Here is a 12,745-nt window from a genome sequence, read left to right on the forward strand (position 1 = left end):
GGCCCGGCCGCTGCGGGACGTGTGGGGGACGCCGTCCGCCTGCCGGGCCCGGGTGCTGGCGGGGTGAGGCCCCGGCGCCTGCCCCCGGCTCAGGACGCTTCGACCGCCGGAGCGTCGTCGCCGGTGCGGCGCACGGTGCGCAGCGGCCGGCCCGGGCGCCAGGACCGGATGACCAGGGCGTCGCCGTCGAGCCCGATGCGGACCACCTCGGTCAGCTCCGCCCGGAAGAGGTGGAAGGGCTCCGGAGGTGTCGTCTCCTCGATGAAGCGGGCGATCACCTCCGGGTCCGTGATCTCCACGGCCCGGCCGCTGACACGGACGTCGCCGTCGTTCATCTCGGCGTCGGGGCCCGGGTTGGCCTGGAGCGCGAAGCGCGGATCGCGCCGCAGGTCCAGGGCCTTGCGGGAGTTCGGCATCATGCCGAGGAGCAGTTCACCGAAGCGGAAGTCGGCCTCCAGGCCGGTGACCCGGGGCGAGCCGTCCTTCCGCAGGGTGGCCAGGACGTGGTGCTTGTAGAGCCGGAAGCGCCGTTGCACGGTGTCCGCGAAGTCGGGCTCGGCGGCGGCGAAGCCTTCCCAGGAGACCGGTGCGGGCGAAGGCGATGATGAAGACGTCATGGGCGCCATGGAACACCGAATACCCGACATCTCCTGTCGGTATTCGGGCGCGACAGGCGGGCGGGCCCCGGGATGGAGTCAGACCGAGCCGTCCGTCGCACCGCTCCGCGCCGGGTTCTCCGAGGACGGGTTCTCCGGGGCCGGGCGGAGGAGCTTGAGCATGACCTCGTCGTGCTCCTCGTCGACGCGGCGGCTCTCCTCCACGAAACCCATCCGGGCGTAGAAGCCACAGGCCTGCCTGTTCTTCTCGTACACCTCCACGGTCAGGGCGCCGTGCAGCGCCGCCGCGTGCTCGACGAGACGCCGGCCCACCCCCGTGCCCTGTGCCTCCGGAGCCACGAAGAGGCCGCCGATCTCGGCGTCCAGGAGGCCCAGGAGAGCCACCACCCGGCCGTTCGACTCGGCGACCCAGTTCTCGGCGTGGACGAGATAGACCTCGCGCATCTTGCGGGCGCGCTCGCCCTCGCCCTCGCCGGGGATGAAGGGATGGGCGGTACGGCCGGCCCGGGACCAGATGTCCATCGAGGCGTTCTCGTCCGCGGCGGTATAACGGCGGATCACGGTGCGTCCAGCTGCGTGTTCGGGCATGCGGGTGACGGTATCCGGCGGCGGGGAACCCGTCAGCCGAATATGCCGCCCGCCGTCGGCCGGACGATCACACCGCCGAGAACGTGATCAGCGCCGCCTGGCCCATCGTCCGCAGGACCCCGGGCGACGCCCCGGCCGCCAGCACCGCGTCGTAGCGGTCCAGGCGGACGTCCGTGCCCTCCAGCTCCGCGCCGTCGTCCAGGGAGACGGCCAGCACCGCACCGCCCTGGGGCGGCAGCAGGCGGACCGTGCCGCAGAGGACGGCGGTCTCCGCCCGCGTACGGGCCCTGCGGTACATGACGTTGAGATTGACGACCGGGCCGGCCAGCAGGAAGCCCTCGGTGGGCAGATCGCCGGGGAAGCCGTGCGGCCACAGCGGTTCGTCGACGATGTGGTGCTCGCCGCCGACGACGAGGTCCATGCCCGCGCCCTCGACCACGGTCAGGATGCGCTCCACGCCCGGGAAGACGGAGAACGGCCCGTCGTCGGTGACGTCCGCGAGGCTCACCCGCCAGTCGAAGGTGTCGGCCCCCGCGCCCTCGGGGCCGGTGGCGATCTCCCGGACGGTCCCGCCGCCGTTCTTCCAGGTGACGGGCGCACGGCCGGCGGCGCGCAGCATCCGTACCGTCACGGGACGATCCCCTGCTCCCGGGCGGCGGCCAGCCAGAGCGGGAACTCGGCGACGAGCCGGTCGTACAGCTCGGAGTCCGGGACCTTCCGGGGGTCCTGGCCGGCGTGGAAGTACCCGGCGTTGTCGACGGGCCGCTTGGCCGGGACGGCCAGTTCGTCGAGCTTGCGCAGGAAGTCGAACTGGCTGCTGCGGGTGTTGCCGAAGCCGACGAACTGCCAGAACAGGGGCAGCTTCGCGGCCTTGCAGACGTAGCGTTCGGCGGCGAGCTTGTTGATCGGCCCGCCGTCCGTCTGGAAGACGACCAGGGCGGGCGCGGTGGAGCCGCTGTCGAGGTAGTGGTCGATGACCGCGTCCATCGCCAGGTGGTAGCTGGTCTTCCCCATGTGCCCGAGCCCCGCCACGATCTCGTCGATCCGGCCGTGGTGGTTGTCGAGGGCGATGTCGGTGACCGCGTCGACGTCGGTGGAGAAGAAGACGACGGGGACCGTGCCGTCGTCGTCGAGGTTGGCCGACAGGCCCAGCACCCGGTCGGCCAGCGCCTGGACGCTGCCGTCCTTGTAGTAGGGCTTCATCGAGCCGGAGTGGTCGAGGACCAGGTAGACGGCCGCGCGGTGGCCGCCCAGTCCGTGCTTCTCCAGCGAGATCCCGGCGCTCCTGTAGAGGCTGACCAGGTCTGGAGCCGTCTCCCGCACCTTGGTGAGGCTGATGGCCGGGCCGGGGCCCACCACCGTGTTCGCACCGTTCATGACGGCCCCCCGTTCTGTGCTCTGCGGACCTTGAGCGTAGGCCACCGCCGGGCCCCGGGCACACGGTCCACCGCACCGGTTCGCTATCTTGATCGCCGCCGCCCCCACCGGCCCCGTTGCCCATCCCCAGTGAAGGAGCCGGCCATGGAGGCCGCCGCCCCCGAGTGCTACCGCCATCCGTCCTACGAGACGTATGTCCGCTGCACCCGTTGCGACCGCTACATCTGCCCGGACTGCATGCGGGAGGCGGCCGTGGGCCATCACTGCGTGGAGTGCGTGAAGGAGGGGCAGCGTTCGGTGCGCCGGGTGCGTACGGTCTTCGGCGGTACGGTGTCCCGGGCGACGGCGCCGATGGTGACGTACGTCCTGATGGCGCTCAACGTCCTGGTCTACCTCGGCGAGGTGGTCAGGCCGGAGATTGTGGACCGGTTCGCGGTGCTCGGGGCGGCGCTGACCGGGCCGGACGGCGAGCAGTACTACTTCCGGGGCGACACCTATCCCGGGTACGAGCTGACCGGCATCGCGGACGGCGAGTGGTACCGGCTGGTGACCGGGGCCTTCCTGCACCTTCCTCCGGACGCCTCGTTCGGGGTGATGCACCTGGTGTTCAACATGTTCGCGCTGTGGAGCATCGGCCGGGCGGTGGAGACGCAGCTCGGCCGGGCCCGTTATCTGGCGCTGTATCTGCTGTCGGCGGTGGGCGGTTCGGTCCTGGTGTACCTGCTGGCCCCGGACACCTCGACGGTCGGCGCCTCCGGTGCGGTCTTCGGGCTGGCCGCCGCGTACTGGGTCATCCACCGGCGGCTCGGCCGGGACATGGCGGCGGTCAACCGCTTCATGGCCGGGTTCCTGCTCTGGATGCTGATCTCGGCCGCGTTCACCTCGTGGCAGGGGCACCTGGGCGGGCTGCTGACCGGGGCGCTGGTGACGTACGGGCTCGCGTACGCACCGGCGAAGCTGCGGACCCGGCCCGCACAGCTCACGGGCGGCGTGGTGCTGGTGGGCCTGTTCGCCCTGGCGGTGGTGGTGCGGACCTCGGAGCTGACCGGCGGCGCTGTCCGGCTGGGCGGCTGAGGCCCGAGCAGCCGACCCCGACCCGACCCCGGACGCGCCACGGCGCCCGCTTGAGTCCGGTCGGGGACAGGCAGGCGCCGCGTTCAGTTCCGCACGCCGTTGTACGGGACGTATCAAGGGGGTGCCCCTGGGCCACGTGGCCCAGGGGGAACCCGGGTGGTGCTCAGACCAGCAGGGACCGGTCCGTCGGGCGGATCGGGGCCGGCAGGGCGCTGGTCCCGGTCAGGAAGCTGTCCACTCCGCGGGCGGCGGAGCGGCCCTCGGCGATGGCCCACACGATCAGCGACTGGCCGCGTCCCGCGTCACCGGCGACGTAGACGCCGTCGACGTTGGTCGCGTAGTGCTCGTCGCGGGCGACGTTGCCACGCTGGTCGAGCTCCAGGCCGAACTGCTGGACCAGGCCGTTGGACTGGTCGGTTCCGGTGAAGCCCATGGCGAGGGTGACGAGCTGCGCGGGAATGCGCCGCTCCGTGCCGGGCTTCTGCTCCAGCTTACCGTCCCTGAACTCGACCTCGACCAGGTGGAGGGCCGCGACGTTCCCGTCCTCGTCGCCCTCGAAGTGGGTGGTGGAGACGGAGTAGACCCGCTCGCCGCCCTCCTCGTGCGCGGAGGTGACCTTGTAGAGCATCGGGAAGGTCGGCCACGGCTGGCCCGGGTTCCGCTCCTCGCCCGGCTTCGGCATGATCTCCAGCTGGGTGACGGAGGCCGCGCCCTGGCGGTGGGCGGTGCCCACGCAGTCCGCGCCGGTGTCGCCGCCGCCGATGACCACGACGTGCTTGCCGCCGGCGTGGATCGGGGCAACCGTCAGGTCGCCCTCCTGCACCTTGTTGGCGAGCGGCAGGTACTCCATCGCGAAGTGGATGCCGCCCAGCTCACGGCCGGGGACCGGCAGGTCGCGGGAGACGGTGGCACCGGCCGCGATGACGACCGCGTCGTAGCGGCGGCGAAGCTTCGCGGCGTCGATGTCCTTGCCGATCTCCACCTCCGTACGGAACTTGGTGCCTTCCAGGCGCATCTGCTCGATGCGGCGGTTGATGTGCGACTTCTCCATCTTGAACTCGGGGATGCCGTAGCGCAGGAGGCCCCCGATGCGGTCCGCGCGCTCGTAGACGGCGACGGTGTGGCCGGCCCGGGTCAGCTGCTGGGCGGCGGCGAGTCCCGCCGGGCCCGAGCCGATGACCGCGACGGTCTTGCCGGAGAGGCGCTCCGGCGGCTGCGGGGTGACGTCGCCGCTGTCCCACGCCTTGTCGATGATGGAGACTTCGACGTTCTTGATGGTGACGGCGGGCTGGTTGATGCCGAGCACGCACGCCGACTCGCAGGGGGCCGGGCACAGCCGCCCGGTGAACTCCGGGAAGTTGTTCGTGGCGTGCAGCCGCTCGGAGGCGGCGGTCCAGTCCTCGCGGTAGGCGTAGTCGTTCCACTCGGGGATGAGGTTCCCCAGCGGGCAGCCGTTGTGGCAGAACGGGATGCCGCAGTCCATGCAGCGGCCGGCCTGCTTGCTGATGATCGGGAGCAGCGAGCCCGGAACGTAGACCTCGTTCCAGTCCTTGACGCGCTCGGCCACGGGGCGGGTCTGGGCGACCTCGCGTCCGGTGGTCAGGAAGCCCTTGGGGTCAGCCATGGGTCGCCGCCTCCATCATCTTCTCGGTGGTCTCCTGCTCGGAGAGACCGGCGAGCTCAGCGGCGTCCTTGGCGGCGAGCACGGCCTTGTACGTGGACGGGATGATCTTGCTGAAGCGGGTCACGGCGGTGTCCCACTCGGCGAGGAGCTTCTCGGCGACGGTAGAGCCGGTCTCCTCCTGGTGGCGGCGCACGACGTCGTGCAGCCACTGCCTGTCGGTGTCGTCCAGCTCCTCGACCGCGCCGAGGTTGCCGACGTTGACGTTGTCGCGGTTCAGGTCGATGACGTACGCGACGCCGCCCGACATACCGGCGGCGAAGTTACGGCCGGTCTCGCCGAGGACGACGGCCTGGCCGCCGGTCATGTACTCGCAGCCGTGGTCGCCGACGCCTTCGGAGACGACCAGCGCACCGGAGTTGCGGACGCAGAAGCGTTCGCCGGTGCGGCCGCGCAGGAAGGCCTCGCCGGCGGTCGCGCCGTAGCCGATGGTGTTGCCGGCGATGGTGGAGTACTCGGCGAGGTGGTCGGCGCCCCGGTCCGGGCGGACGACCACCCGGCCACCGGAGAGGCCCTTGCCGACGTAGTCGTTGGCGTCGCCCTCCAGGCGCAGGGTGACCCCGCGCGGCAGGAACGCGCCGAAGGACTGGCCGGCCGAGCCGGTGAAGGTGATGTCGACGGTGTTCTCGGGCAGGCCCGCACCACCGAACTTCTTGGTCACCTCGTGGCCGAGCATGGTGCCGACCGTGCGGTTGATGTTGCGGATCGCGACCTGGGCGCGGACCGGCTGGGCGGCCTCGGGGCTCGCCGCTCCGAGCGCGTCGGCGGCCAGCTTGATCAGCTGGTTGTCGAGCGCCTTCGTCAGGCCGTGGTCCTGCTCGACGATGCGGTGGCGGACCGCGCCCTCGGGCAGCTCGGGGACGTGGAAGAGCGGTGCCAGGTCCAGGCCCTGCGCCTTCCAGTGGGTGACGGCCCGGTCGGTTTCGAGGAGTTCGGCGTGGCCGACGGCCTCCTCGATGGTGCGGAAGCCCAGCTCGGCGAGGATCTCGCGGACCTCTTCGGCGATGAACTCGAAGAAGTTGACGATGTACTCGGCCTTGCCGGAGAAGCGGTCGCGCAGCACCGGGTTCTGGGTGGCGATGCCGACCGGGCAGGTGTCCAGGTGGCAGACGCGCATCATGACGCAGCCGGAGACGACGAGGGGCGCAGTCGCGAAACCGAACTCCTCGGCGCCCAGCAGCGCGGCGATGACGACGTCGCGGCCGGTCTTGAGCTGGCCGTCGGTCTGCACGACGATGCGGTCGCGCAGGCCGTTGAGCAGCAGGGTCTGCTGGGTCTCGGCGAGGCCGAGCTCCCAGGGGCCGCCCGCGTGCTTGAGCGAGGTGAGCGGGGAGGCGCCCGTTCCGCCGTCGTGGCCGGAGATGAGGACGACGTCCGCGTGTGCCTTGGAGACACCGGCGGCGACCGTGCCGACGCCGACCTCGGAGACCAGCTTCACGTGGATCCGCGCCTGCGGGTTCGCGTTCTTCAGGTCGTGGATCAGCTGGGCGAGGTCTTCGATGGAGTAGATGTCGTGGTGCGGCGGCGGCGAGATGAGGCCGACGCCGGGCGTCGAGTGACGCGTCCTGGCGACCCACGGGTAGACCTTGTGGCCGGGCAGCTGGCCGCCCTCGCCGGGCTTGGCGCCCTGGGCCATCTTGATCTGGATGTCGTCCGCGTTGACCAGGTATTCGCTGGTCACACCGAAGCGGCCGGAGGCGACCTGCTTGATGGAGGAGCGGCGCGCCGGGTCGTACAGGCGGTCCGGGTCCTCGCCGCCCTCGCCGGTGTTGGACTTGCCGCCGAGCTGGTTCATCGCGATGGCGAGCGTCTCGTGCGCCTCGCGGGAGATCGAGCCGTACGACATGGCACCGGTGGAGAAGCGCTTGACGATCTCGGACGCGGGCTCGACCTCGTCGAGGGAGATCGGCTCGCGGCCGGAGTCGAAGCCGAAGAGGCCGCGGAGCGTCATGAGGCGCTCGGACTGCTCGTTCACCCGCTCCGTGTACTGCTTGAAGATGTCGTAGCGCCGGTTGCGGGTGGCGTGCTGGAGGCGGAAGACCGTCTCCGGGTCGAACAGGTGCGGTTCGCCCTCGCGCCGCCACTGGTACTCGCCGCCGATCTCCAGCGCGCGGTGCGAGGCCGCGATGCCGGAGGCGGGGTACGCCTTGGTGTGCCGGGCGGCGACCTCCCTGGCGACGACGTCCAGGCCGGCGCCGCCGATCTTGGTGGCGGTGCCGTTGAAGTACGTCGCGACGAAGGCCTCGTCGAGGCCGACGGCCTCGAAGACCTGCGCGCCCCGGTAGGAGGCGACCGTCGAGATGCCCATCTTGGACATGACCTTCAGGACGCCCTTGCCGAGCGCGTAGATCAGGTTCCGGATGGCCTGCTCGGACTCGATGTTCTCGATGAACGTGCCGGCGCGGACCAGGTCCTCGACGGACTCCATCGCGAGGTACGGGTTGACCGCGGCGGCGCCGTATCCGATGAGCAGCGCGACGTGGTGGACCTCACGGACGTCCCCGGCCTCGACCAGCAGGCCCACCTGGGTGCGCTGCTTGGTGCGGATGAGGTGGTGGTGGACGGCCGAGGTGAGCAGCAGCGAGGGGATCGGCGCGTGCTCGGCGTCGGAGTGCCGGTCGGAGAGGACGATCAGGCGGGCGCCGTCCTCCATGGCGGCGTCGACCTCGGTGCAGATCTCCTCGATCCGCGCGGCCAGCGCCTCGCCGCCGCCGCCGACCCGGTAGAGACCGGCGAGGGTGGCGGCCTTCATGCCCGGCATGTCGCCGTCCGCGTTGATGTGTATCAGCTTGGCGAGCTCGTCGTTGTCGATCACCGGGAACGGCAGCGTGACGCTGCGGCACGCGGCGGCCGTCGGCTCCAGGATGTTGCCCTGGGGTCCCAGCGAGGAGCGCAGCGAGGTGACGAGCTCCTCGCGGATGGCGTCCAGCGGCGGGTTGGTGACCTGGGCGAAGAGCTGGGTGAAGTAGTCGAAGAGCAGCCGGGGGCGCTCCGAGAGCGCGGCGATCGGCGAGTCGGTGCCCATGGAGCCGAGCGGCTCGCCGGCGGTACGGGCCATCGGCGCGAGGATGACGCGGAGCTCTTCCTCGGTGTAGCCGAAGGTCTGCTGGCGGCGGGTGACCGAGGCGTGGGTGTGCACGATGTGCTCGCGCTCGGGCAGGTCGCCGAGGCCGATCTCGCCGGTCTCCAGCCACTCCTGGTAGGGCTGCTCGGCGGCGAGGGACGCCTTGATCTCGTCGTCCTCGATGATGCGGTGCTCGGCGGTGTCGACGAGGAACATCTTGCCGGGCTGGAGACGGCCCTTGCGGACGACCTTCGCCGGGTCGATGTCCAGGACGCCGACCTCCGAGGAGAGCACGACGAGGCCGTCGTCGGTGACCCAGTAGCGTCCGGGGCGCAGACCGTTGCGGTCGAGGACCGCGCCGACCTGGACGCCGTCGGTGAAGGTGACGCAGGCCGGGCCGTCCCAGGGCTCCATCATCGTGGCGTGGTACTGGTAGAACGCGCGCCGGGCCGGATCCATCGAGTCGTGGTTCTCCCACGCCTCGGGGACCATCATCAGCACCGAGTGCGGCAGCGAGCGCCCGCCGAGGTGGAGCAGCTCCAGGACCTCGTCGAAGGAGGCCGAGTCGGAGGCGTCCGGGGTGCAGACGGGGAAGATCCGGTCGAGCTGCGCCTGGCCGAAGAGCTCGGAGGCGAGCTGGGACTCGCGGGCCTTCATCCAGTTGCGGTTGCCCTTGACCGTGTTGATCTCGCCGTTGTGCGCGACGAAGCGGTACGGGTGGGCCAGCGGCCAGCTGGGGAAGGTGTTGGTGGAGAAGCGGGAGTGGACCAGCGCGACCGCGGAGGCGAAGCGGCGGTCGGAGAGGTCCGGGAAGAACGGCTCCAGCTGCCCGGTGGTGAGCATGCCCTTGTAGACGATGGTGCGGGCGGAGAGCGAGGGGAAGTACACCCCGGCCTCACGCTCGGCACGCTTGCGCAGGACGAAGGCCTTGCGGTCCAGGACGATGCCGGTGGACTCGCCGTCGGCGACGAAGACCTGGCGGAACTCGGGCATGGTGGCGCGGGCGCCGTTGCCGAGAAGTGCGGGGGTGACCGGGACGTCGCGCCAGCCGAGGACCTTCAGGCCCTCCTGGGTGGCGATCTTCTCGATCGTGCGAACGGCCTCGGTGGAGTCGTCCGCGGGGAGGAAGGCGATGCCCACGGCATACGAACCGGCCTGGGGAAGTTCAAAAGGGGTCTCGGCGCGCAGGAAGGCGTCCGGGACCTGGCAGAGAATGCCGGCGCCGTCGCCGGAGTCGGGCTCGGAGCCGGTGGCGCCGCGGTGTTCGAGGTTGCGCAGCACGGTCAGCGCCTGCTCGACCAGCTCATGGCTGGCCACACCGGTCAGAGTGGCCACGAACCCGACGCCACAGGCGTCGTGCTCGTTACGGGGGTCGTACATCCCCTGCTGGGCGGGGCGACCGTCCATGGGCGACCAGGCGTCGATACGCATCGGCTCTCCCGTCGTCGTCGTGGCATTTGCGGTGCCGAGGGACGACGTTGGCCCTCTGCGAAATTTCGTGCAGGTTACATGATGGGGCGCTTCTCAAGAAGCGGAAGGCGTGTTCCAACATACGGACACCGTGGTGACCGGAGGTGACTGGGTGACCAGAGGTGACCGGTACCGACCAGGGGGTGGGTCGCTGTCGGAACGATCGGCGCCCGGGGACCCGCAGAGAGCAGGCGTCGTTGCCTGCGGTGCTTACGGCTCATGCCCGGTGGCAAAGGAAACGAAACCACCGAGTAACGGCTACTTATGTGCGGCCCTGTATAGGGTCTCATTTTACGGCCGGGGGGCTCGATCCGCCCAGTGGGCGTCATCAGGACGTACGTCACACGGCTGCCGCGCCGTCAAGCCGTTCGGGCGGCCCGACCACACCGTTCGCCGGGCCGCGCCGGAGTCAGCCGACCGCCACACCGAACAGGGTGCCCAGTCCGTACGTCAGAGCCGCCGCCGCACCACCGAGGGCGAGCTGCCGCAGCCCGCTGAACCACCAGCTGCGGGCCGTCACCCGGGCCACCACCGCACCGCAGGCGAACAGGCCGATCAACGCGAGAAGCACCGAGGGCCACAGGACGCTCGCGCCGAGGAGATAGGGCAGGACGGGCAGCAGGGCGCCCAGCGCGAACGCGCCGAACGACGAGACGGCGGCCACCAGCGGCGAGGGCAGGTCGCCCGGGTCGATGCCGAGCTCCTCACGGGCGTGGATCTCCAGCGCCTGTTCCGGATCGCGCGACAGCTGCCGGGCGACCTCGCGGGCCAGCGGGGCGTCCACGCCGCGGGACTCGTAGAGCGCGGCCAGCTCGGCCATCTCGTCGTCGGGGTGCTTGCGGAGTTCCCGGCGCTCGATGTCGAGCTCGGCCTCGACCAGCTCGCGCTGCGAGGCGACGGAGGTGTACTCACCGGCCGCCATGGAGAAGGCCCCGGCCGCGAGCCCCGCAAGGCCGGTGATCACGATGGCCTGCTGGGAGACCGCACCGCCGGCGACCCCGGTCATCAGGGCGAGGTTGGAGACCAGGCCGTCCATCGCGCCGAAGACGGCGGGGCGCAGCCAGCCACCGTTCACATCCCGGTGGGTGTGGTTGTCCCGGTGCGCCTCGTGCAGGACGGCGTCGGTCTCGATGATGGCCACGGCGTATTTCTCCCCTGTCGCTCCGGCGGGCCGTCACCCCACCTGTCCCCACTTCGTACAACTTTCGACGACGTCCAAACTACGCCGTCCGAGCAGCCTCCGCCAGGAAGGCAAGCCTGGCTTACACCCCATCTGACCTGCAAAGGAAGGACAGCCTCAGCTACCTCGGCCGTCATCCGCATGGCCCCTTTCCCGGCGTTTCCCGCCTCCCCTCGCCCTTCTCGTGGCACAGATGCGGACAGGGCCCGGAACCGTCATCGGATGCGGACCCGCCGGACGAGCGGAAGGGCGACGCGATGAACACGGCCGTCGGCAATGACCGGGCCAGGGGGGCGCTGCTGGGACTGGCGGTCGGGGACGCTCTCGGCGCCCCGGCGGAGAACCTGCGGCCCTCCGAGATCCGCCGCCGCTGGGGGCGGATCGAGGGCTTCGTGAGCGATGACCCGGCGGGCACCGACGACACGGAGTACGCGATCTTCTCCGGGCTGCTGCTGGCCCGGCACGGCTCCGCGCTCGACGTCTCCCATGTGGAGCGGGCCTGGCACCACTGGATCGCCGATCTGGACGAGGGCCCGTTCCGGGGGGCCGGGTTCAGCGAGCGCGGCACACTGGAGAACCTGCGCCGGGGCCTGGCGGCGCCCATCTCGGCCCAGCACCGGCACGCCTGGAGCGACGGGCTCGCGATGCGGGCGGCCCCCTTCGGGGTGTTCGCGGCGGGCCGCCCCGCCGAGGCGGCCCGGCTGGTCGCGGTGGACGGCCGGGTCAGCCACGAGGGCGAGGGGATCTACGGGGGCCAGGCGGTGGCGGCCGGGGTCGCAGCGGCCATGGTCGGCTCGGGCCTCACCTCGGTGATCGCGGCCGCGCTCTCGGTGGTCCCGATGGACTCCTGGACCGCCCGGTCGCTGCGCCGGGCGGTGGCGGCGGCCCAGCGGCCGTACCCCGACCGGCTCACGATGGAGCGGGCGGTGCGCTCGGCGGTGGTGATCGCCGGCTACCCGTGGACGGACCTCGCGCCGGAGGCGGTGGGCCTGGCGTTCGGGGCGTTCACCGCCGCGCGCGGGGACTTCCGGACGGCGGTGCTGACGGCCGTCAACATGGGCCGCGACGCGGACACGACGGCGGCGGTGGCGGGCGCCCTGGCCGGAGCGCTGCACGGGGAGAGCGCCATCCCGCCGGACTGGGCGGGCGCGATCGGCCCGGTCCGGGGCAGCTGCCTGCCCTCGATGCGCGGCTACCACGTGCTGGACATCGCGGAACTGCTGACGCCGGACGACCCGGGAGCAGCCGGGGCGGCCGGACCGGCGGGGGCCGCGCAGGAGCGGGGCGGCGGTCGCGAACCCTCGGCCGTACGGGACATGGCGTCGGTGGCCGCTTCCTTCGAGCCCGTACGGGAGGAACGGCGATGACGACGTCAGGGGAAGCGACCGGGGGCGGTACGGCGATGACGGCCGCGGGGGAAGCAGCCGCGGGCGGACGGGCGACGACGGCCGCACACGAAGCAGCCACGGGCGGTCCGGCCACGGCAACGCCACGCGATACGCCCCCAGGAGGCCCCGCGATGACAACGCCACGCGGGACGGACGTGCAAGGAGCGGTCCTGGCAACGCCACGCGAGACGGGCGCAGGAGGTCCCGCGACGGCCGCACACGAGGCAGTCACAGGCGGTCCGGCCACGGCGACGCCACGCGAGGCGGCCGGGGCGCCGGCCACCCCTCCCCCCTCCCGCCGCGCCC

The 12,745-nt window shown here is 71.5% G+C and carries 9 protein-coding genes; 2 read left to right on the forward strand and 7 right to left on the reverse strand.

The window, feature by feature from the left end:
- Window positions 1–89: 89 nt before the first annotated feature.
- The 4 genes from B9S58_RS05820 to B9S58_RS05835 form a co-directional block, all read right to left on the reverse strand.
- The gene (locus tag B9S58_RS05820) at window positions 90–626 is read right to left on the reverse strand and encodes a pyridoxamine 5'-phosphate oxidase family protein (RefSeq protein WP_103531060.1); all 537 of its coding nucleotides are present in this window, start codon (window positions 624–626) and stop codon (window positions 90–92) included.
- A gap of 69 nt (window positions 627–695) precedes the next feature.
- Window positions 696–1,205 (reverse strand): GNAT family N-acetyltransferase, encoded by a 510-nt coding sequence (locus B9S58_RS05825; protein WP_103531061.1) that lies wholly within the window; start codon window positions 1,203–1,205, stop codon window positions 696–698.
- A gap of 67 nt (window positions 1,206–1,272) precedes the next feature.
- The gene (locus B9S58_RS05830; RefSeq protein ID WP_103531062.1) at window positions 1,273–1,836 is read right to left on the reverse strand and encodes a HutD family protein; all 564 of its coding nucleotides are present in this window, start codon (window positions 1,834–1,836) and stop codon (window positions 1,273–1,275) included.
- Window positions 1,833–2,582, reverse strand: a complete 750-nt coding sequence (locus B9S58_RS05835) for a VWA domain-containing protein (protein ID WP_103531063.1) — start codon at window positions 2,580–2,582, stop codon at window positions 1,833–1,835. Before B9S58_RS05835 ends, B9S58_RS05830 begins: the two co-directional genes overlap by 4 nt.
- Window positions 2,583–2,726: 144 nt before the next feature.
- On the opposite strand from B9S58_RS05835, the gene B9S58_RS05840 reads away from it, so the two are divergent.
- Window positions 2,727–3,656, forward strand: a complete 930-nt coding sequence (locus B9S58_RS05840) for a rhomboid family intramembrane serine protease (RefSeq protein ID WP_103531064.1) — start codon at window positions 2,727–2,729, stop codon at window positions 3,654–3,656.
- A 163-nt stretch (window positions 3,657–3,819) separates the two neighbouring features.
- On the opposite strand, the gene B9S58_RS05845 is transcribed toward B9S58_RS05840, so the two are convergent.
- From B9S58_RS05845 to B9S58_RS05855, 3 genes are all read right to left on the reverse strand, one after another.
- Window positions 3,820–5,280 (reverse strand): glutamate synthase subunit beta, encoded by a 1,461-nt coding sequence (locus tag B9S58_RS05845; RefSeq protein ID WP_103531065.1) that lies wholly within the window; start codon window positions 5,278–5,280, stop codon window positions 3,820–3,822.
- A complete protein-coding gene (gene gltB / locus B9S58_RS05850; protein WP_103531066.1) occupies window positions 5,273–9,832 on the reverse strand; it encodes a glutamate synthase large subunit in 4,560 nt (1,519 codons plus the stop codon). The genes B9S58_RS05845 and gltB overlap by 8 nt, the downstream gene beginning before the upstream one ends.
- A gap of 448 nt (window positions 9,833–10,280) precedes the next feature.
- Window positions 10,281–11,012 carry a VIT1/CCC1 transporter family protein gene (locus B9S58_RS05855; RefSeq protein WP_103531067.1) on the reverse strand — a complete coding sequence of 244 codons (732 nt, stop codon included), beginning with the start codon at window positions 11,010–11,012 and terminating at the stop codon, window positions 10,281–10,283.
- A 296-nt stretch (window positions 11,013–11,308) separates the two neighbouring features.
- Here B9S58_RS05855 and B9S58_RS05860 point away from each other — a divergent pair, with 296 nt between their 5' ends.
- Window positions 11,309–12,418 carry an ADP-ribosylglycohydrolase family protein gene (locus tag B9S58_RS05860; protein ID WP_103531068.1) on the forward strand — a complete coding sequence of 370 codons (1,110 nt, stop codon included), beginning with the start codon at window positions 11,309–11,311 and terminating at the stop codon, window positions 12,416–12,418.
- Window positions 12,419–12,745 lie beyond the last annotated feature (327 nt).

Source organism: Streptomyces sp. SM11 (genome assembly GCF_002910905.1).
Lineage (GTDB): Bacteria > Actinomycetota > Actinomycetes > Streptomycetales > Streptomycetaceae > Streptomyces.

What these genes read in the sequence shown, in the direction of transcription:
- B9S58_RS05820 (WP_103531060.1), bottom strand. Translation starts at nt 626, where the DNA reads ATGGCGCCCATGACGTCTTCATCATCGCCTTCGCCCGCACCGGTCTCC.
- B9S58_RS05825 (WP_103531061.1), bottom strand. Translation starts at nt 1,205, where the DNA reads ATGCCCGAACACGCAGCTGGACGCACCGTGATCCGCCGTTATACCGCC.
- B9S58_RS05835 (WP_103531063.1), bottom strand. Translation starts at nt 2,582, where the DNA reads ATGAACGGTGCGAACACGGTGGTGGGCCCCGGCCCGGCCATCAGCCTC.
- B9S58_RS05840 (WP_103531064.1), top strand. Translation starts at nt 2,727, where the DNA reads ATGGAGGCCGCCGCCCCCGAGTGCTACCGCCATCCGTCCTACGAGACG.
- B9S58_RS05845 (WP_103531065.1), bottom strand. Translation starts at nt 5,280, where the DNA reads ATGGCTGACCCCAAGGGCTTCCTGACCACCGGACGCGAGGTCGCCCAG.
- gltB (WP_103531066.1), bottom strand. Translation starts at nt 9,832, where the DNA reads ATGCGTATCGACGCCTGGTCGCCCATGGACGGTCGCCCCGCCCAGCAG.
- B9S58_RS05860 (WP_103531068.1), top strand. Translation starts at nt 11,309, where the DNA reads ATGAACACGGCCGTCGGCAATGACCGGGCCAGGGGGGCGCTGCTGGGA.